Origin of the sequence: Nostoc sp. FACHB-190, assembly GCF_014696905.1 — a bacterium.
Classification (GTDB): Bacteria; Cyanobacteriota; Cyanobacteriia; order Cyanobacteriales; family Nostocaceae; genus Nostoc_B.
The window spans coordinates 1-20,890 of sequence record NZ_JACJQW010000014.1 but is presented as its reverse complement, the minus strand read 5'-3'; the positions used below and the strand labels follow the sequence as shown (position 1 = coordinate 20,890).

20 protein-coding genes are annotated in these 20,890 nt (G+C 40.3%); 8 read left to right on the top strand and 12 right to left on the bottom strand.

Annotated elements, in window-relative coordinates:
* Window positions 1-5 precede the first annotated feature (5 nt).
* On the top strand, window positions 6-2,636 hold the full coding sequence (locus tag H6G28_RS16565; RefSeq protein ID WP_190672357.1) for a DNA polymerase III subunit alpha: 2,631 nt from the start codon (window positions 6-8) through the stop codon (window positions 2,634-2,636).
* Between the two features lie 97 nt (window positions 2,637-2,733).
* Here the strand turns inward: H6G28_RS16565 and rpsU (H6G28_RS16560) are convergent, their stop codons facing one another.
* From rpsU (H6G28_RS16560) to H6G28_RS16545, 4 genes are all read right to left on the bottom strand, one after another.
* Window positions 2,734-2,931, bottom strand: a complete 198-nt coding sequence (gene rpsU, locus H6G28_RS16560; RefSeq protein WP_062292816.1) for a 30S ribosomal protein S21 — start codon at window positions 2,929-2,931, stop codon at window positions 2,734-2,736.
* Between the two features lie 122 nt (window positions 2,932-3,053).
* Entirely contained in the window at window positions 3,054-3,386 is a 333-nt protein-coding gene (gene rbp / locus H6G28_RS16555; protein ID WP_190592259.1) for an RNA-binding regulator, read from the bottom strand.
* A gap of 311 nt (window positions 3,387-3,697) precedes the next feature.
* Window positions 3,698-4,561: a 3'(2'),5'-bisphosphate nucleotidase CysQ family protein gene (locus H6G28_RS16550; RefSeq protein WP_190672347.1), complete on the bottom strand. Its 864-nt coding sequence runs from the start codon at window positions 4,559-4,561 to the stop codon at window positions 3,698-3,700.
* On the bottom strand, window positions 4,558-5,457 hold the full coding sequence (locus H6G28_RS16545; RefSeq protein WP_190672345.1) for a sugar kinase: 900 nt from the start codon (window positions 5,455-5,457) through the stop codon (window positions 4,558-4,560). The genes H6G28_RS16550 and H6G28_RS16545 overlap by 4 nt, the downstream gene beginning before the upstream one ends.
* Before the next feature lie 148 nt (window positions 5,458-5,605).
* On the opposite strand from H6G28_RS16545, the gene rsmI reads away from it, so the two are divergent.
* The 3 genes from rsmI (at window position 5,606) to rpsU (H6G28_RS16530) (ending at window position 7,468) form a co-directional block, all read left to right on the top strand.
* Window positions 5,606-6,466 carry a 16S rRNA (cytidine(1402)-2'-O)-methyltransferase gene (rsmI, locus tag H6G28_RS16540; RefSeq protein ID WP_190592262.1) on the top strand — a complete coding sequence of 287 codons (861 nt, stop codon included), beginning with the start codon at window positions 5,606-5,608 and terminating at the stop codon, window positions 6,464-6,466.
* 249 nt (window positions 6,467-6,715) lie between these two features.
* Window positions 6,716-7,060, top strand: a complete 345-nt coding sequence (locus tag H6G28_RS16535; protein WP_190672342.1) for a hypothetical protein — start codon at window positions 6,716-6,718, stop codon at window positions 7,058-7,060.
* A gap of 228 nt (window positions 7,061-7,288) precedes the next feature.
* A complete protein-coding gene (rpsU, locus tag H6G28_RS16530) occupies window positions 7,289-7,468 on the top strand; it encodes a 30S ribosomal protein S21 (RefSeq protein ID WP_008226419.1) in 180 nt (59 codons plus the stop codon).
* A 202-nt stretch (window positions 7,469-7,670) separates the two neighbouring features.
* On the opposite strand, the gene pth is transcribed toward rpsU (H6G28_RS16530), so the two are convergent.
* The 3 genes from pth to psbH all read right to left on the bottom strand — a co-directional run bounded on the left by pth (window position 7,671) and on the right by psbH (window position 9,148).
* Window positions 7,671-8,309: an aminoacyl-tRNA hydrolase gene (gene pth, locus H6G28_RS16525; RefSeq protein WP_190672339.1), complete on the bottom strand. Its 639-nt coding sequence runs from the start codon at window positions 8,307-8,309 to the stop codon at window positions 7,671-7,673.
* Between the two features lie 187 nt (window positions 8,310-8,496).
* Window positions 8,497-8,754, bottom strand: coding sequence for a TatA/E family twin arginine-targeting protein translocase (locus H6G28_RS16520; RefSeq protein ID WP_190592265.1), 258 nt, complete (start codon window positions 8,752-8,754; stop codon window positions 8,497-8,499).
* 190 nt (window positions 8,755-8,944) lie between these two features.
* On the bottom strand, window positions 8,945-9,148 hold the full coding sequence (gene psbH / locus H6G28_RS16515; protein WP_190592266.1) for a photosystem II reaction center phosphoprotein PsbH: 204 nt from the start codon (window positions 9,146-9,148) through the stop codon (window positions 8,945-8,947).
* Between the two features lie 85 nt (window positions 9,149-9,233).
* Between psbH and psbN the strand changes: the two genes are divergently transcribed.
* Window positions 9,234-9,365, top strand: coding sequence for a photosystem II reaction center protein PsbN (gene psbN / locus H6G28_RS16510; protein ID WP_083468730.1), 132 nt, complete (start codon window positions 9,234-9,236; stop codon window positions 9,363-9,365).
* A gap of 112 nt (window positions 9,366-9,477) precedes the next feature.
* Here the strand turns inward: psbN and H6G28_RS16505 are convergent, their stop codons facing one another.
* Window positions 9,478-12,624: an alpha-mannosidase gene (locus H6G28_RS16505; protein WP_190672335.1), complete on the bottom strand. Its 3,147-nt coding sequence runs from the start codon at window positions 12,622-12,624 to the stop codon at window positions 9,478-9,480.
* A 106-nt stretch (window positions 12,625-12,730) separates the two neighbouring features.
* Here H6G28_RS16505 and H6G28_RS16500 point away from each other — a divergent pair, with 106 nt between their 5' ends.
* Both H6G28_RS16500 and H6G28_RS16495 read left to right on the top strand, forming a co-directional pair.
* Window positions 12,731-14,233, top strand: a complete 1,503-nt coding sequence (locus H6G28_RS16500) for a hypothetical protein (RefSeq protein ID WP_190672332.1) — start codon at window positions 12,731-12,733, stop codon at window positions 14,231-14,233.
* A gap of 46 nt (window positions 14,234-14,279) precedes the next feature.
* A complete protein-coding gene (locus H6G28_RS16495) occupies window positions 14,280-14,576 on the top strand; it encodes a hypothetical protein (RefSeq protein WP_190592269.1) in 297 nt (98 codons plus the stop codon).
* Window positions 14,577-14,865: 289 nt separating this feature from the next.
* On the opposite strand, the gene H6G28_RS16490 is transcribed toward H6G28_RS16495, so the two are convergent.
* Complete coding sequence (locus H6G28_RS16490; RefSeq protein WP_190672329.1) at window positions 14,866-15,801, bottom strand: lysophospholipid acyltransferase family protein; 936 nt, start codon at window positions 15,799-15,801, stop codon at window positions 14,866-14,868.
* A 104-nt stretch (window positions 15,802-15,905) separates the two neighbouring features.
* On the opposite strand from H6G28_RS16490, the gene H6G28_RS16485 reads away from it, so the two are divergent.
* Entirely contained in the window at window positions 15,906-18,275 is a 2,370-nt protein-coding gene (locus tag H6G28_RS16485; RefSeq protein WP_190672326.1) for an ankyrin repeat domain-containing protein, read from the top strand.
* Between the two features lie 99 nt (window positions 18,276-18,374).
* Here H6G28_RS16485 and H6G28_RS16480 read toward each other — a convergent pair whose 3' ends face one another.
* From H6G28_RS16480 to H6G28_RS16470, 3 genes are all read right to left on the bottom strand, one after another.
* A complete protein-coding gene (locus tag H6G28_RS16480) occupies window positions 18,375-19,199 on the bottom strand; it encodes a hypothetical protein (RefSeq protein WP_190672323.1) in 825 nt (274 codons plus the stop codon).
* Window positions 19,168-19,347, bottom strand: coding sequence for a hypothetical protein (locus tag H6G28_RS16475; RefSeq protein ID WP_190672320.1), 180 nt, complete (start codon window positions 19,345-19,347; stop codon window positions 19,168-19,170). The genes H6G28_RS16480 and H6G28_RS16475 overlap by 32 nt, the downstream gene beginning before the upstream one ends.
* A gap of 446 nt (window positions 19,348-19,793) precedes the next feature.
* Window positions 19,794-20,432, bottom strand: a complete 639-nt coding sequence (locus H6G28_RS16470) for a Uma2 family endonuclease (protein ID WP_190592272.1) — start codon at window positions 20,430-20,432, stop codon at window positions 19,794-19,796.
* Window positions 20,433-20,890: the final 458 nt, after the last annotated feature.

The window sequence follows — 20,890 nt, the reverse complement described above, 5'->3', positions numbered from 1 at the left end:
AAATTATGTCTTTCGTACCTTTACATATTCATAGTGACTATAGTTTGCTGGATGGGGCGAGTCAGTTACCTGATTTGATTGACCGTGCCATAGAATTGGGGATAAAGGCGATCGCAGTTACAGATCATGGTGTGATGTATGGTGCTGTGGAACTGCTGAAAATTTGCCGTAGTAAAAATGTTAAGCCAATTATTGGCAACGAAATGTATATCATTAACGGCGATATTGAAAAACAAGAACGTCGTCCCAAATATCATCAAGTTGTTTTAGCCAAAAATAATCAAGGATATAAACATTTAGTTAAATTAACTACAATTTCTCACCTCAAAGGTGTACAAGGTAAAGGTATTTTTTCTCGCCCCTGTATTAATAAAGATTTACTCAAACAATATCACGAAGGTTTGATTGTCACTAGTGCATGTTTAGGTGGCGAAATTCCCCAAGCAATTCTCAGTAATAGACCAGATGCAGCCCGCAAAGTTGCTCAATGGTATAAAGATGTATTTGGTGATGATTTTTATTTAGAAATTCAAGACCACGGCTCCCAAGAAGACCGCATTGTTAACGTCGAAATTATCAAAATTGCGCGGGAATTAAATATTAAATTTGTCGCTACGAACGACTCCCATTTTATTTCCTGTTTTGATGTCGAAGCCCACGATGCTTTACTTTGCATTCAAACAGGTAAACTAATTATTGAAGATAACCGGATGCGCTATAGCGGTACAGAATATCTCAAATCTGCTGATGAAATGAGAATGCTATTCCGCGACCATTTACCCGATGATGTAATTGAGGAAGCGATCGCAACCACCGAAGAAGTTGCCGAGAAAGTCGAGCCTTACAATATTATGGGTGAGCCTCGCATCCCTAACTATCCAATTCCTTCTGGTCACACTGCTGATACTTATGTTGAAGAAGTTGCATGGAACGGACTTTTAGATAAATTAAACAGAAAATCTCGCACTGAAGTCGAGCCAGTCTATAAAGAAAGATTGGAATATGAACTCAAAATGCTCCAGCAAATGGGTTTTTCTACATACTTTTTAGTTGTGTGGGACTACATCAAATTCGCCAGAGATAATAATATTCCCGTTGGCCCAGGCCGCGGTTCGGCGGCAGGGTCTTTAGTAGCCTACACAATGGGAATTACTAACATTGACCCCGTACATCATGGCTTATTATTTGAGCGTTTCTTGAACCCAGAACGGAAATCAATGCCTGATATTGATACCGATTTTTGTATTGAAAAACGGGATCAAGTGATTAATTATGTCACAGAAAAATATGGTACAGATAGAGTTGCTCAAATTATTACCTTTAACCGTTTAACTTCTAAAGCTGTATTAAAAGATGTCGCCAGGGTGTTGAATATTCCCTATGGGGACGCTGACAAAATGGCGAAGTTAATTCCTGTGGTGCGGGGGAAACCAACTAAACTCAAGGTGATGATTTCTGATGACACTCCCGAACCAGAGTTTAAGGAAAAATATGATAATGACCCGACAGTCCGCCGTTGGATTGATATGGCGATGCGAATTGAAGGAACTAACAAAACCTTCGGTGTTCACGCGGCTGGGGTGGTAATTTCTGCTGACCCCCTTGATGAAATTGTGCCTTTACAAAAAAATAATGATGGGTCAGTAATTACCCAATATTTCATGGAAGATTTGGAATCAATGGGTCTATTAAAAATGGACTTTTTAGGTTTAAGAAACCTGACAATGATTCAAAAAACCATTGATTTAATTGAGCATAATAAAGGTTATAGAGTTGACCCTTATGAAATCACTAATCAAGAAAGAAAAGCCCAAAAGATTTTAGCTAAGGGTGAACATAAAACCCTACCTAAAGATGTCCAGAAAACTTATGAATTGCTAGAATCTGGAGAGTTAGAGGGGATATTCCAATTAGAATCATCAGGGATGAAACAAATTGTCCGTGATTTGAAGCCTTCTAATATTGAAGATATTTCTTCTATCTTGGCATTATACAGACCAGGCCCTTTAGATGCAGGGTTAATTCCTAAGTTTATTAACCGCAAACATGGACGCGAAAATATTGACTATGAAAGTCAGATTTTAGAACCAATTTTAAATGAAACCTACGGCATTATGGTTTATCAAGAGCAAATCATGAAAATTGCTCAAGATATGGCTGGATATTCTTTAGGACAAGCTGACTTGCTGCGTCGCGCAATGGGTAAGAAGAAAGTTTCCGAAATGCAGAAGCAGCAGGAAAAATTTATTGATGGTTCGACAAAAAATGGTGTGAAAAAGCAAGTAGCCGAAAAGCTATTTGATGATATGTTGAAGTTCGCTGAATATTGCCTCAGCTATGATACAGAAGTATTAACAGTAGAATATGGCTTTGTCCCTATCGGCGAAATTGTGGAAAAACAATTGGAATGTAGCGTGTTTAGCGTTGACAGTCATGGTCATGTCTATACGCAAGCGATCGCCCAATGGCATAATCGAGGACAACAAGAATTATTCGAGTATTGTTTAGAAGACGGTTCCGTAATTCGCGCTACCAAAGACCATAAATTTATGACTACCGATGGTCAGATGTTACCTATTGATGAAATTTTTGAGCGCGAGCTAGATTTACTACAAGTTAAAGCTTTACCAATTTGACATGCTCCCCACCCTTTAAGGGTGGGGATTTTAGGTTTAAATAGTAATAGCAAACCTAATGGCTGATGCCCCAACCATACTAATATTTTTAGCTATGTTACTTGAAGCGCCGTGCGCCGTTGCTACGATTTTGTTTGTGTCTTGCAACTGCTTTCCGCTTTTGTTTTTCTAGCGGTGTCTCAAAGTGACGCTTCTTTCTCATGTCTTGGAAAATTCCAGCTTTAGAAACTTCCCGTTTAAATCTTCGCAAAGCTGAATCAATACCCTCATTCTCCCCCAAGACTACTTGCGTCATTCTCAATCCTCCTTATTTGGATGAATAGCAAAATCTAGAGAAAAAATAAAATACCCCAGCAGAATTGAGCCTTTGGCTTTATCTGCTGGAGACTCTAGATGCTAAATTTTTATTTCAAAAGTTTAGTAGCGACCACCACGGCCGCCGCCACCGCCGCCGCCACGGTTGTTACCCCAGCCACCACCGCCACCACCACGGGAAGTACTTCTTTCTTCACGAGGTTTAGCTTTGTTAACTCTCAGGTCACGACCCATCCATTCAGCACCATCTAGTGCTTCAATGGCTGCGGTTTCTTGTGATTCATTTTCCATTTCCACAAAGGCAAAACCGCGAGGACGGCCAGTTTCGCGGTCAGTTGGTAACTGAACGCGACTTACTTTTCCGTATTCGCTAAATGCTAATCTCAAGTCTTCCTCAGTGACTTGATAGGAAAGGTTTCCGATGTAAATTGACATATAATGTCTCCGAATTCAGGGAGTGTAGAGAGTTAAATTCGGAGAGACGCTTTTTAAAAATCAAAACGAGTTACTCAACCGAAAATAATCCTTATATGCCAAAGTATAGCACAAGCTCCCAACAATCAAAGTTATCAACTATTCAAAAAACTTTGTATTCTGTAACTATTACAGAATAATTTTTGGGTATTTGTACCTAAAAAATGTCTGAAAATATGTTCATAGACATTAATTAGATTAACTATTAAATATAATTATAAATTATACTGTAAAGTTGGACAAACTAACTTTAGCTATATACATATATAGTTCTACACTTTCTTAATACCGTCGAACTCAGATAATATCCTTTGCGCTTCCTGACATAAAAGTTGATGAGAGTTACTATTACTGGCAAGTAAGCCTCCCCATTGATTAATATCTCCAGTGTGATATTGTAAAGGACTGCCATCAAAGCGAGTAAAGTTACCGCCTGCTTCGGTTAAAATTAGCTCTGGTGCGGCAATATCCCAATCTTTAGGCGCAGATTTACCAGAAAGAGAAATATAGATGTCTGCATTTTGCTCTAGAATGGTAGCAATTTTACAACCTACACTGCCGACAGCTTTTTGATTTTGACAAGGCAAATTTTGTAATAAATACTCTAGTCTTTCATTGCGATGAGAACGACTAACAACTAAGATTAAATCTTCCACGGGTTTTGTTGGTGAAAGTTTTATAGCGACAGTGGCGCTTGGAGTTTCTTTGAAGGTTCCACCTTCTTTAATAGCGTAGTAGATAGTTTCGGCTTCTGGTACAGCGACCACAGATAAAATCGGACGATGCTCTTGAATTAACGCAATATGAATGGCATAATCTCCAGTCTTATCAATAAAATCTCTGGTACCATCTAAAGGGTCAATTAGCCATACTAACTGAGAGTTTTCTAGCTGGAGTTGTGATTTATAGGTTTCTTCGCTAATGTAAGCAAAATCTTCATCACCAAAAGCAGCTTGTAGTCTCTGCACAATATATTGACTAACGGTAACATCTGCAATTGTTACAGGTTCGCTTTGTTTATACTGCACCTGTAAATCAGGGTCTTTAACTGTGCCGTGATAATAAGAGTGGAGAATATCTGCCGCTTTCCAGCCTACATCACGAGCGATCGCTAATATATCTTCTAAATCTTTCATTGTTTTACTTCCATCCAGCGACGTGTGCCAAAAAATTTACAGGAATTAGCGGCGATAGATGCGGCTTGTACTAAAGCATCGGGGAAATTTTCACTTAATATATAGTGGCAGAAAGCGCCGTGAACAATATCACCAGCCCCCAGGGTATCCACTGCGATAATTCGCGGTACGGTTATAGTAGCACTTTGATTCTGACTTAGATATGTAATTGGTTGATCACCGTGGGTAATGGCAATGTGGGGAATGTTAAAACTGCTGAGATAATCAAAAACCTGTTGTTCTGTCTCACAGCCAGGAGGATAGAAGTTTGCCGAACAAACGGCATAATCGACAAAGGGTAAGATTTCCTCAAAGCCGTGTTTCCAGCTACCACCATCAATGACTACTGGGATATGATGAGCTTTTGCAGTTTGCGCGATCGCTTTCCCTACTTCTATTTGGTGTCCATCAATCAATACAATATTAATATCTGACAAAATATTATCTGGGACAGATGCGTGGCTGGCTTGAGTCTTCACAGCGTTAATCGAAATAATCGCTCGTTCGCCGGTGGCTTGGGTAACAATAATTGAAGAAACAGGTGGTGGTGTAGGTTTGTTGGGGTCGAGGTCGGCGATCGCTACTCTATAATTTTCTAAGTCACTATAAATAAGTTGCGTCATAGGGTGAGAACCAACCACACCCAAGATATTTGCATAATTTCCTAAATGGGCAAAAGTTACCGCCGCATTTGTAGCCGGGCCGCCTGCTGCTACAGTATAGTCATTAGCCACCAACTTTTGATTATTTTGCGGAGCAGCATCAGCCAGATAAATCAAATCTAAGGTGACTAACCCGACAAATAATCCGCGATGTGATTTTAAATTTTGGATTTTGGATTTTAGATTAGTCACCATATTTGTTTAATAAAAATGACAAATAACAAATTACGACAGGACTTACGCAAAATCATGAAAAAACGAACCGCAAAGGGCGCAAAGGACACGAAGTTAAGAGGATTTGAGAGGGTTTTTGCGTAAGTCCTATACGAATAACGAATAACAAATGACAAATGACAAACCCCAACCAGGAACACTTTACGTTGTTGGCACACCCATTGGCAACTTAGAAGATATTACCTTTCGGGCGGTGCGAATTTTGCAAACAGTAGATTTAATTGCGGCGGAAGACACGCGCCACACAGGGAAATTACTCCAACATTTTCAAGTTAAAACACCCCAAATCAGTTATCACGAACATAATCGCAATAGCCGCATTCCAGAAATTTTAGAGCATTTAAATCATGGTAAAGCGATCGCGTTGGTTAGTGATGCAGGTATGCCAGGAATTTCTGATCCTGGCTATGAACTAATTAAAGCTTGTATTGACGCAGGGATCAAAGTAGTACCAATTCCTGGTGCGAGTGCAGCCATTACCGCTTTGAGTGCTGCGGGTTTACCGACAGATAAGTTTGCGTTTGAAGGTTTTTTACCACCAAAAGCACAACAACGACGGGAATATTTAGAAACCTTGCAGACAGAATCTCGCACCTTAATTTTCTACGAATCACCCCATCGTTTAACAGATACTTTGCAAGATTTAGCAGCAGCTTTTGGGGACGAACGCCAAATTGTGCTGGCGCGGGAACTAACTAAATTGTACGAAGAATTTTGGCGCGGCACAATTGCCGATGCGATCGCTCATTACCAACAACGAGAACCCCAAGGTGAATACACTTTACTTGTTGCAGGAACACCAGCCACCCAGCCTTTATTAACCGAAACACAACTCAAAGCAGAATTACAACAGTTAATTAGGCAAGGAATATCCCGTTCTCAAGCCAGCCGTCAACTAGCCAAATTTACCTCACTTTCCCGGCGCGAAGTTTATCAATTGGCTTTGTCTATTGAAGAAAGTAATAAGTAATAAGTAATAAGTAAATTTCTTACTCATTATTCATTACTCATTACTCATTATTCACGCTATGCCTCACTTACTTCAAAAGTGCTGTATGAGGGTTTTATGATCAAATCCAAGATGATAAGCTACGTATATTTGCTGGATTGTACATGAATTTTAGATAAATTTTTACATGAATCTATAGTTTTTTATTAATAGGTCAAATATAATAAACCCAAACTAACTTTAGATTTAGCTAAGGTGCATCTAATAATTATGGGTAGGCTTTTCATCAAACTAATAGGCTTGATTTTATTATTTGTAGGGTTATATTTTTTCGGTCAAAACATCATATTTGTTAGCGGATACTATTCATTTTTTTATCGGAGTGCGCCTGCTACTGGTTCAGTTCTAGCAATTATGGCTGGCATATTTTCGCTAGTTTTCTTTCCTAGACAAACTGGTAATTTTGGCTGGATATTACTGGGGCTGGGAATCATGCTAGTGTTTTTAAGTGGTGGAGTTATTTTAAGACCGACTAGTTTATGGAGTTTTTGTGTGGCGTTTACGGCATTAGCCACCGGATATAAATTATTAAATCAGGGCAGAATTAACTTTTAAGCAGTATTAATAATGACATTTGCGCTACAAAAACTCTATTTGGACTATACATCAATCACTAACTTTTGTTACTAAGTCATATAATACTAATTTGTGATTATAAATAGTATGTCTCCTACTGCACGCAGTACGCTTGCCAAAACTAGTATGTTTGAACGCAAGTTGGCGGCGTTTGGCTAAGTCGGAGGCTACTATTACAATGGGAATTATCCATAACGAGGAAACAGAATGACCCAAGTGGTTCTAGGCGAAAACGAAGGAATAGATTCAGCATTACGTCGATTTAAGCGTCAAGTATCCAAGGCTGGTATACTTGCCGACGTAAAATATCATCGGCACTTTGAAACACCATTAGAAAAGCGCAAACGTAAAGCTGTAGCAGCAAGACGCAAGCGCCGTTTTAAATAAATATGGATGGTTTGGTACTGGCTTTGCTTCAAGAAATCAATCTCAGTTAGCAACAGCACTTTGCCAGAGTACTCAGATGAGATTTAGCAAGATTTACCCATGCCTGACTAGGGCTTGGGTATATTGCTTTGTATGAGGGTGTGAGGGTGTGAGGGGACAAGGAAGGGAACGGAACGAATGACAAATGACAAATGACAAATAACTACTCATTATTCGCCACGTTACGACTGTTACAACGATTCATGGCTTTTTCGACCCCTTGTTTTAGGCTCATTTCTACGCACTCGACGACAAATTGAAGTACAGCAGACATCAATTTAGTTTCGGTAGCAGAAAATTTTCCGAGTACGTGAGAGACTGTTTCAGAGTTATCGCTATTATCTGCATCTTTTGGTTTGCCGATACCAATACGTAAACGTGGAAAGTTTTGGGTGCTAAGATGAGCGATCGCACTCTTCATTCCATTATGCCCACCCGCAGAACCGGAAAGACGCAAGCGGGTTTTTCCGAGGGGTAAATCCATATCATCATAAATGATTAATACAGACTCTGCTGGTAATTTATACCAACTTGTAACAGCTTGGATTGATTGTCCTGAGCGATTCATGTAAGTTAATGGCTTCAGCAAGCGGATTTTACTTCCAGCAAATGCTATACCTTCGCCATACTCCCCTTGAAACTTGCGATTTTCCGCCAAGGAAATTTGCCAAGCACGAGCAAGCGCATCAACAGCAGCAAAGCCAATATTATGGCGTGTTTGTTCATATTTAGGCTCTGGATTCCCCAACCCCACAATTAGTTGGGGAATTACCAAAGCTGGTGGTGTTACAGCTTCTGTCATTTCACTTACAATCAATCGATTCGCAGAACTATGTTAAGGGATTAGGGATTAGTACAAAAAAGCTGAAGTCTGAAGTCTGAAGTCTGAAATGAAAAACCCTTATAGTCAGATTTTCAGCAATTTATCATGCGTGTTTTATTTCCGCAGACTGTACTAGTTTTTTACTCAGCACTCAGCACTCAGCACTCTAATTAGCAGTATCATGCTGTGGTTGAGAGGGTTCTATTTGCTTGGGTTCGATTTCAGCAGTGGTTTTCACAGCTTGTTCGATTTGTTCGGCTTCGCGTTTAAATTCGTTTTGAAATTCATTAGAAGCATCTTGGAAACCGCGAATTGCTTTCCCGACACTGCGGCCGATTTCTGGGAGTTTTTTGGGGCCAAAGATTAACAGTGCCACTATCATAATTAAAGCCATTTCTGGCAGACCGATACCAAATATATTCACGCGATCGCTCCTACCTATAAGTATACAGACACACAAAATTAGGAGAGTGGGAAGTTAAAATCAAAACTTTCCCCATCAATTACTATGGTGACTTGTTTTAGACTCACCTTTCAAGTCTATAACTTACAAAAAAACCCGGACGAGCCGGGTGTAAGTTCGTTGAATACGCAAGCTTGATTGCGCTGTTAAACTAGCCGCCTAAGCTGCGCCAATCAACTAACACATCCTGAATTGCGATGGATCTATTGTAAAGTTGCAGAATTATCAGCAAAAACACGAAAAACAGCCCCATAAATATAGCCATTACGGGGGTAGTTCCCCAGCCGGGAGCCACTTTACCATACTCAGAATTTAAAGGTCTCAGGATATCTCCCAACCTAGTCCGTTGTGCCATAGTTCACCTAAGATTAGTTGCCAAAGCTTTTTTTAATCTTCTGTAATATTCTATAAGAATAGCACTCATAATCAATCTATATTTTATGGAACCCGCAATAGTTCTTAGCATTTCTGTAGGCGCGATACTTGTAGCCGTTACTGCGTATGGAATTTATACCTCGTTTGGCCCTCCAAGCAAGGAGTTAGCAGATCCCTTTGATGATCACGAAGATTAGAAGGCGGTGGTTCGGCTTCGCTCACCAAGCAGAGGCAGGAGGCAGTGGTTCGGCTACGCTCACCAACCGGGGCAGAAGGCTGTCTAGCTACCTGCTTCTGCTATCTAAAAAGTTACTCTGGCTGTTGTATCAGTTTGACAGTGGTAATTTTCCAAGGCTGTATTATAAAGAACTGCTGATTGCCATAAAATTCAGTGATATCTTGGGAGCGTTCTAATAAATCCACTGTCTCTCCCAAACTTAGCCCTAAATCACTCTGTAAATACAACTCAGCTATTTCTCCTTGGGATTCGTAACATCGCAAAATCAACTCCTGGGGATTGTCTTCTGTTGGTTTTAAGGCCATTAAGATTAAATTTTGAGAAGTTAGATTTAAGAAACTGATTCGGTCGGGAGTGGGGAGTTGGGAGTTGGGAGTTGGGAGTGGGTTAAGTATTACTTGTAAGGGAATGTTGAGTTCGTAGCCGCGTTGTACTGTCTGGGCTGATTCCCAAGTACCTGCGTGGGGATACAAGGCGTAGGTGAATTGGTGAAAGCCTCTATCGGCTTCTGGGTCTGGCCAGTTGGGGCTGCGTAATAATGATATGCGTAGTTGGTTTGCTTGGGTATCGTAGCCATATTTACAATCATTGAGCAAACTAACACCGTAAATACCGAGTTCTGATTCTCCGGTTAAATCAGCCCAACGCAAGGCGGGGACTTCCCATTTGGCTTTTTCTGCGGGGGTTTGGGGTTTGGTGGGGCGACGAATCACACCACAAGGTATTTCATAGGTGGCGAAGTCTGCTTCGACATTTAAGGGAAATGCAGCTTTAACGAAGACTTGATTTTCATGCCAATTAACTGTAGTGGCAATTTTTAAGATGGGTGAACCTGCTTGTAAAATGTAATCTTGACAAAATTCTGATTCGCCTAATTGACGCACTACGCGCAAGCGATGTTGTATCGGCCCTTGTTCTAATACTTGAATTGATTTGAGACTGGTGGCTGGTAAGGGATGTTCTGCATAATTGGGGTCGATATTCCAAGCATCCCAATATTGACCGCTATCTTTAAAAGCTTGTAATTGATTTCCCGCACCGCTTAAGACTTCGCGTTGATGAATTTTATCAAAAACACTGGATAAATCACCTGTGTCTGGGTCAATATATACCCGCAAAAATTGATTTTCGAGGACAAACTCAGGGATAAGAGATGCTGAGTTGCTAGGAATTTGGGATGTGGGAACTAGCCAAAATAGACGATAACCAACGGGTGGGATATCAGCTGCTAAAAATAGTAATGTTGCTGGTTGAGTAAATTGCGAGATAAGTTGATTTCCAGCGACATCGTAGATTTGCCATTCTGGGTGAGTTGGGGGTAAGCTAACTGCAACTACCTCAGAACGTTGCCAGTTGAGGGAATTAAATACAAAAATTGGTAGACTATTTGGTTCTGGTGGTTCTGGTAGGGTAAAGTGAGATGCGATCGCCTGCATCGACTCTGCTAATATTCTTGTCCCGACTTGTTCAACTTGCTGCCACTCTGGCAAAGCATCCGTATAAACTTGGGTAATGGAAGAACCAGGTAAAATATCGTGAAACTGGTTAAATAAAACTTGCTTCCAAGCGGTTTCTATCTCTGCTTTGGGATATGTCGCGCCACAGGTAATAGTTGCTAAAGTCGCAAACAGTTCAGCTTGATAAAGTAAATTTTCACTTTGACGATTCCACCGCTTTTGATCAGCGTGAGTAGTATAACAGCCGCGATGAAATTCTAGATAAAGTTCGTCATCCCAGGTGGGGAAGTCTGCTTGGCTAATTTCTTGTAAATACTTTTCGGCGGTTGTAAATTCTAATTCTGGAAATACAGGCGAATGTTGCCAACGGTGGGCAATTTCCAACATATCACGGGTAGGGCCGCCGCCGTGGTCGCCCACACCAGGAAGCCAAAGTGATTCTGTCAAATTGGTTTGGTCTTGCCATTCCAAGGTATAGGCTGCCATTTTAACCGGGTCAATACCTTCGCCGATAGGTGCAGACATCAAACTAAATACTTGACTACCGTCAGGCGATCGCCACCAAAAAGCGCCATAATCAAATTTAGTAGTATCATTCCACCGCAATTTTTGGGTGACAAAATATTCCACACCTGCATTAGCAAAAAACTGCGGTAAAGTTGCACAAAAACCAAAGCTATCAGGAACCCAAACTATCGGCGAAATCTTGCCAAATTTCTCTTGAAAATATCGCTGACCATACAATAACTGACGGACTATCGATTCACCACTAATCAAATTTAATTCGGGTTCCACCCAAGTCGCGCCAATAATTTCCCACTTCCCCGCCGCCACAGCTTCTTGAATAGCTATAAATAAATCTGGTCGATGTTCTTCCACCCAAGCATAAAGGGCGGGTGTGGAATGACAGAAGATTAATTCAGGAAAATCTTTTTGTAATTTCAGAACCGACTCAAAAGTATTTTGGGTAGCGTTCCAAGTTTCACTTACAGGCCATAGCCATGCTAAATCTAAATGAGCGTGACCAAGTAAATTGATTTTGAATTTTGAACCGCCGATGAACGCGGATGGACGCAGATGAAGAATTTGACTTACTCTCTCCGCGTCCTCTGCGCCTACCCTTCGGGAAGCCGCTTCGCGTCTAATGTGGTTCGTTTTTTCTATCTCCACCGCCAACCCATCCAACTTTTCCGGCGCAAATTTTTCCAAATACAACTGCGTCACCGCCAACTCATCAGCGACAAAACCGGGGTCAGGATCATGATAATCTGTAGACTCGTAGATTAGGTGCGATCGCATCAAAGCCCCTTGATCATGTCCAGGACTGACCAAGCGCAAAGCTACAATAAACTCATCCCCAGCAGACACACTTTGACTCAGCAAGACTCTGGGGTAAAAATCAAACAAATCTCCAGCTTGGACTAATTCTCCATTAACATAAACCTCCGCCGCATCAGCCCACCATACCAAAGCCAAGCGCAAAGATAACCCCGCTAAAGGATAACCCTGTAAATCTTGGGGAACCACGAGTTTCTGTACCAGCCATAAAACTTGTTTCCCACCTTTCCAAGCAATATGTCCTTTAGCATTTAACTCTACAGGTTGCCAATCAGACAAATTAGATGTAACAACATCCGTAATACTCCAGTCACATTCTTGGTATCGCCAAGTAGACTGAAGATTAACTTGACAAAAAGAGCGTAATTGCTCAATAGTCTTTGAGATTAAATTTGTCTGTGATTGAGATACAGGAGGGGTCATATTTTCGCTAAGATGATGGCACTTACAACGATTTACTGTTGGTCGTTATCTATTTTTGCGTGGGAGTCTCACAACTAAACAAAACTTGAACTCATAAATTATTACCATGTCATCTGGTTCTTCTGGGCGTTATCAAAGCAGACTCTTTAACTTTGTCCACCAGCAATCTCGGCGGTTGACACAACGATGGGAACAAACCTTTCGACAAGTGCAAGTAGCAACTAAGTGGGGTGTAGAAGCATTACTTTACCCGTTGTATCTAGTGTTACAGTCAGCCGAGTCAAAGGTGAAAACGCTGCATAGCAGAGAACCACAATCTAGGCTCAAGTTAGCACCAAATGATCGCGATCGCCACGAAACTCCCCCAACTGCGGATACGCCTATTCAGGTTGTCTTAGAAGCAGTCCAAAAGCTTCCATCTGAGGAAACATCTGTCAAAACATCACCAAGTTTTCACATCATAGGCGCTTGGTGGCGAAAACTGTTTTCACATAGTAAAACAAATAAACTTGCGCTGACCCAATCCTTAACGATTTCAGACAATTCCTCTAGCCATCTCACCCCATCTCAACAAAAAGATGTGCTTCGGCGTTATTTACCCAAAGTCCAAGGAATTGCCACAACACTGGAACAGCGTAAATTAGTGTTAGTGACCACAAATAATGAAATTCTCGATATTTTAACACCGCAACAACAAACAAAAATCTTAGACAAAATTATTAGTGAAGTTGCGCGTTACTGGCATAATCAACAATTAGTATTGCCTGAACAACAGACAGAGTTATTACCAGAAATTCATCGGATTTTAGCCAAGCTAACTGGCGAAACTCCCAGTAAAATTCCTGCATTGACAGCAGGCATATCGCCTGAACTAATAAATACTGGCAGAATCATCGATGTTCTGGATCAAGTCATAGCTAAGTTAGAAAAAAATACTGTATTACCAGTGCAGCAAAATAGCCAAGAAATTATCCAAGTTACTCGGCAAAAATTCCATATATTTCTTTATGGTCAAGATGAGTTTGCTGCACCAGGAAATGTTACCGTCTCATCTGATAGCTTGGAAACACAAACACTGAATTTTCAAGCTTTAATTGAAGCTGCAATCAATTATTTTTTTGGTGTTGGTAAAGAGAAAAAACTGAATTCTGCTAAATCCAATAGACAATCCTTACCTGGAAAAAAATATCAAATTCGGTCTAGAAAACGTAAGTTAACCAATCAAAACACAGCCGCAGAACCTTGGCTAAAGTGGGGCGATTTATTTGGTAATTCAGAATTAGTGCATGATAAAAGCAACACGCCGCCCCTGAATTCTAGCTTGTCAATTACAAAAACAAAACTTGACCACACTAATAAAAAAGTATCAGAAAAACTGGCTAATATCCCCACAAATGAAAGTGATGCAGGAGAAATAATCCCCAATCAAAACCACAATCATCAAGTCGAAATTCAGCCAGACTGGATAGAAGTTAAAGCTAATTCCATAGAGTATGAGCAGCACTTACTAGAGAAAATTTTAAAATGGCTCGATCGCACTATGCTGTGGTTAGAAGAAATATTAGTAAAAGGTGTTAATTTATTACAAAGGCTATGGCGAGGTAAATAACCAATCAGCAAGCAGGATAAAACGTCACCAATAACCCTTAACTATCGTGAAAGTTCTTGTTTACTGTAAATACTTTAATTTCAAAAATCCCCTAGAAAAACCAAAAATTGAAACCTTTGTCGTGAATTTGCCGCAAATTCCCAAAGTGGGCGAAACTATTGTGGTTGAGAGAATTTCAACGCAAAAACAATTTGTAATTATTTTTGAGTATATTGTGACAGCCGTACAGTTAAATGCTTCTCAAGAATCTACTGATACAGCAGATGCCCAGGTAAATGCTTGTTTAAATCATTGCTGGGAAGGAACATCAAATTTTAAAATCACCAACTTTTTAGAAAAATAAGTAGTTAAACATAATTAATTACACAAAGTCATTGCGAATGGAGCGAAGCGAAATGAAGCAATCGCAAGGGCTGGGATTGCTTCGCTTCGCTCGCAATGACTGTAATTAATTTTGCGTGTTTACTTAGCTAGGACTTACGCAGTGAGACGAAAAACCAAGGGTTTTGGGAAGGGTGTAAGGGTTTATGGGTATAGGGGTGTATGTGTCCAAAACTCTTACACCCCACACCCTTTAACCCTTACACCCAGTCTCCGCAGAAAATTTTTGTGCGTAAGTCCTGAATAGCTATTTACCACAAAATATGGTTAAGCAAGTAACGTAAAAGTTTGATTCCTGCTGGTTCTTGATAGTTAGTTAGTAACAAAGCTGTCATAGCTTTTTCCAAAGCTGCTAAAGCTGTTTCGACTTCCTGGCGAGTGGCTTTCGTATGGGGAGAAAAATGTAACGGTTCACCAAAGCGAATAGTTAACTGTTTGCGAAGATATAAGTCATTAGTACCAATTAATGCCACGGGAACTATTGGTACACCAGCACGTAAAGCATATATCACCGTTCCTCGCTTCAAAGGATGATGTAATTTACCCTCAGTGCTTCCCAGTCGTCCTTCAGGAAACAAAATCATTCCGTCCCCGTGGGCTAAAATTCCCAGTACAATGCGGTCTATTTGGCGTAAAGTCTGTATATCGCTGCCAGTAGGCACATTTTGGGCAATGGCGGCGGCGAGTTCGGCTAAATCTTGTCTTCCTGCTTTGGCTGCTTCTATGACAGCCACTTCTTCTTTCCACAACCGCGCCAAAGGAATGACACCGCCAGCAAAATTTAAAATAAAGCGTTTCCAAAACTTGTTATACAGAGTGCGAGCATCACCCAAAATATAGTAATAAGGCTGGCTGGGGAGTTCTGCCAATAACAACAAGGGGTCGATGTGATGGAGATGGTTAGCTGCGAGAATGGCTGGTGTCTGCGGTAAGTTTTCGAGGTTTTCTACCCGGACGCGGAATAAAGTATGAATGAGCGATCGCAAAACAAACCTGCGTACACTACCATTAATTTGATGTTCTGTCTGTCCTTGGTTAATGGCTTCCAGGCGATTTAGTGCCTGTTCGATTGTATAACGCACCGCGCGATCGCTTGCTGCTGCTACTCCTTCTCTTACTCGCTTAATACTAGCAGCATCTAAAGATGGCAAACTATCTTGTTGATGGTTGGCGGAATTATTAATCACACCCTCGCTGAGTTCATGTACTCATCATAGATAAATATTGGGCATTACTGAACCAGGATGGGAAAAATGACTAAAGAGGCTGAGAATATGTAGGAATAAAATTTATGGATGAACAGCTAATTAGTGCTATTGAATCGCGGGATATTGAACGTGTCAAAGCACTATTGACAGCAGGTGCAAATCCAAACGCTAAAAAAGGTGATGAAATTGCTTATGAACTGGCACGCTACGGCCCTGATGAAATTAAATGTGCATTAATTGAAGCCGGGGCTGATCACCCATCCCTGAGACATTCACTGGTTTGGGGAGTGATGACAAACCGAATCGAGACCGTGAAAGTTTTGCTTGATAAAGGTGCAGATATCAACGTAGCAACATACTGTGGTAGCCCGTTAGAACAAGCCGCCAGAATTGGCAATAGTGAAATAGTTGACCTGTTACTTGCTGCGGGTGCTGATGTGGATAATGGCAAGATGAGTTCAACGCCGTTACTCAAAGCTATTGAACATGGTAACTTTGATATTGCCTTAAAACTACTAACGGCAGGCGCTAACTCGACTCAAACACCAAAATTTGGCGGTGTACCACCAATTGCGATCGCCGCAGCCCAAGGTGCAGCAGAAGTAATTAGGGCATTAATAGCTGCTGGGGCGGATGTCAATACTTTAGTCAGCCGCATTACCATCAATCGCCGAACCATTCAAAAACAAGCTGGTTCAGCATTACAAGCCGCATTTACTAGCTTAGAAACTCTGGGGAAAACTTTAGAAGCACTCGACACAGACAATTCACCAACCTTGGCGGAAGTAGAGGAAACCATTGATATTGCTACAAAGCGGGCGAAGTTGGCAACCTCTAACATGAGTAAACCAGAAAATGCCGTTGATACTTTCCCGGCAATTCTCGCCGCATGTTGTGGTCATGGTGAAGCATTAGCAGTTTTGTTAGAGGCGGGTGCTGACCCCTACAGTAAAGATGGTGAAGGACTATCAGCTTATGAATGGGCAGTACACAACGAACATTCACAGGTGTTAGAAGTTCTGCGTCGGTTTGGAGTCGATGCACCAAGAGTCAGCCCCGACGAAAATTTACTCAAAGCTGCGGAACAAGGCGATGTTAATGCTGTGCGTTATTGGTTGGCGCAAGGTGCTAATATTAATGCCCGTGACCAACGCAGGAAAACAAAGTACCGCACGCCCTTAATGTTAGCAGCATCTAACGGACATTTAGATGTTGTCAACTTGCTGCTTGAGCAAAATGCTGATATTAACGTTACTGATATTGTTGATGCTAACCAAGGCAAATTTCCTAGCATTATCTCAGACAATTATGAATCGTTAATGGCAATGGGATTCTTTTTAGGGCTAACTCCTTTGATGTTAGCTGCCATGAAAGGTTATACCAATATTGTGCAGGTGTTAATAGCAAACCAAGCCAATCTGACAACCAGAGATTGTTTTTCTAAAGATGCGTTGTGTCTAGCTTGTGTTCAAGGAAATCTAGAGATTGTACAGATTTTAATGCAGGCAGGTGTCAATATTAATCAGCAAGATTCTGAAGGCGATACACCACTTTTGATAGCATTGAGAAATGCCCATACAGAACTAGCAAAATTTTTAATTAATTCCGGTGCAGATGTCAACACCAAAAATCATCAAGATGTCACTCCTTTGTTAGAAGCTGTACAAAAGCAACAGCATTTTGAGCTAGTGCAGATGTTAATAGAAAGAGGCGCGGATTTCAATGCTGTTTCTCAAGATGGGGACACAGCGATGACATTGGCAGATTTATTTGACAATCACCAAGTTATAGAACTGCTGGTGCAGTATGGTGTGGAAAAACGACGATGGGATGAAGAAGATGAAGGAGATGAAGATGACAACAGCGATGATCAACGCTGGGGTGAAGAACTAGAACGTCCAGATTTTGCTCAAGCTGCCCAGAATCCAGATTATCGACAAGCAGTAGCAGATTTAGGAGAAATTTGTGGTAGTAAACCAGTACCTATGTATGATGACATTCCTGGTTGGTTTCAAGTTCATGTCAATAGTAAACGCCGCAGCGAAATCCAAACCGAAGACTTACAACGGCAGTTTTTACAACGAAGTTGCTTTGTTTATCAACCAGATAATTACTTTGATGCCGAAGGGCCAAAACAACTGTGTATTTTGCCAACTACCAATAAATATGATGCAATTGCCGTACATCAAACAAATGGTTGTAATTATGGAGTCGGCCCTGGTTATGTAGTGGAATGGCTGCAAGAATTGGAAGCCACACAGCCTTTTATCTTAACTTTAATTGCTCACGATACATTAGACGGTCGCTTTCTTACGCCCATTCAAGATCCAGAAGGATTGGCGGCAAGTATGTATGAATTTTGTCCCGATATTATAGACCAGGGTTATCAATCGATGCAAAAATTAGTTGAGAGTCTTCGCTCTGGCGATCGCCTCTATTTTTGGTGGGATTAACACACATTACACCAAGTGACTGAAGTCGTGTGAAGTCGCGGCTACACAGACAAAACCCGCGTAAGCGGGTTCACAACTATTGATAGACAGTTTATAGATTTATTTATTATTTCTTTTATCTAAAACCTGAGTAGATTTCGCTTCCCCATATACCATTTCTCTAGCCCAATGTTCGCAGTTATAATTTAATAAGTTCCAAAGAGGATCTTGTGAATTAAGTATTTTTTCTCGTGATGCTTGAATACGCATTTCCGTTTGAAGGTCTGAAGAGTTGTGAGGATTTTCTTGTTCAGGACGTTCTTTAAATAGCCATTCTGGTGAGTAGTGGGCAAAATGAATATATCCAATTCCCACACTTACAATTTTCCCTTCTGGTTTTACTGTTTTACCAGTAAAAAAGTGTGCAACTCTGTAACCATTAGGAGTAGCTCTGACAATACCATAATGCTCATAATCCCTATCATTTTCATCTTTACAGGGATATATAACTAAATCATTAGGACGTATTAAACTACCTTGGTTATCACAAATATCAGGCTCTCTATCTAGAAGTATTATTAGCTGTGATAGTCTGGCTATTTGAGTATCTATGATTTCAAGCAAAGGGGCTGTCCATTTTGGATTATAATTATTTATATTATTTTTAATTTCTTGGTATTTACTAATTACATGATTCTGATGGTTATGTAATTGCTGAACCGCTTGGAAATGCACAGCAGTGTGAACATTATTAAAGTTAAAATTTAATTCTATATCTAGAATATCTGCAATAGTTTGGCAAGTTTTAATAATGTTCTGGTCTTTTGTATGGTTACATATTTGAGTAATTGCATTCTTGACTGTGTTATGTTCGTATAAACGATCCTGCAAGTCAGCAAACAAACGGAGAATTTTAGAAGGATTTGAACTTATTGGAATTGACATCAGATTTCGAGTTGGTCGCTTGTGTTTTATTTTCTGTTGTCTCATTGAGCTTTTTTTCTATATGACGTTCAAAGGCTTCCAAAGCTATCTTTGATGATGAAATGCCAGTTTGCGATGCAATAATTTCACTGGTATGCTTACTAGACATAGAAATTTTTCCCTATTGAAAATATTCTGAAGTTAGACGATTAATAATTCTGTCACTTTACAAAAAATAGTTTATTTTAAAACAAAAGCCAACCGTATTATTACTCACATGCTCTCCTACTGTGTACGCACAAGATAAAAATTTGTATCCCGCTTAGAGGATACTTGGAAAGTCATGAAAAATACTAAAAAACCCTCTCCAAACCTCTCCTCGAAGCGGAGAGAGGCTTTGAAAACCCCATTACCTAAGAGGGAATGGGAGGCTCAAGGGGTTAGGTTTTTCAGATTTTGATGTTAACAATAATACTTTTCAAACATCTTCTTAGAACTAAATTTTTATACTTGCTGTAACAGTTGCGTAAGTCCTGGCTATAATATTTTGCCTAGAGCGATCGCCTTTCCCAACCAATCCTAAAGTTGTTATTACATTTGCCCAAATTATCTATCTTACAAATTATCTTCAATCCACTTCCTAAAATTACGCATAGCTTGACTTCTGCCACTTGTCAAACACTGCTGAACATACTCATTAACTAATTCAATAATCGGTATATTAGGGAAGTTAGGACTAGATTGAGATTGAATATATTTACCATCTTGGAGGACAAAAATTTCTAACCCTTGTTTTGTATATCGCCAAAGTTCAGGAACTCCTAGAATTTCATAGTTATTAAATCTAGTCCGAGATGTGATATCAACTTCAATTGCTAAATCTGGTGGTGGGTCTATATTTAAGTCAATCCTATTTTTACCAATCACAGCAGCATGATTTTGAATGTAAAAAGAGGTATCTGGTTCTACTGCTTGCCGCATTCGCTCATTTTTAAGTGTTGTAGAACCAAATGGTTCAAAATCAACCTGGAGCTTGTCTAGTAAATTTCTGACTAACTCTCCAAAAATTTCTTTATCTTTTTCATGCTCAGGTAGAGGAACCATAATTTCTAACCAACCATTACTATAAGAGATACGTGCGGCACGTTTATCTCCCATTTCTTCTAAAATATTTTCTAACTGCTGCCAACTAATATCTTTCAGCAACATTTGGTGTCCCGGTTTGACGATAATCTGTTGCAGTTTTAAAAGCATATCGCCTCTGGTTTGGGTTTAGTTTTTATTATAAGGAATGAGAGTGCGATCGCACTTCAACCACATCATAATCAGGACTTACGCACAAAGATTATCTGTGGAGATTGGGTGTAAGGGTGAAAGGGTTTGGGGCTTCGCCGTGAGCGTCAACCGAACGGTGTAAGGATTTTGAATCAGTACACCCCTATAAGAATTTCTTGTCATCAATACTGAATAGGGATGGAATCAAGCCTTACTCCTGTACTCCTCATCAATATATATAAGCTGCACTTATAAAAGTGTTAAGTAAGCTTTTTGTTATACACCTTTACAAACCTTTACAAAGTCTCTAAGATAAAAACCATCACAGGTAAAAACACCTGAAACATACATAACAAAAGCAATCATAAAGACATGACAGCAACCTTACAACAGCGCAAAAGCGCCAACGTATGGGAGCAGTTCTGCAACTGGATCAC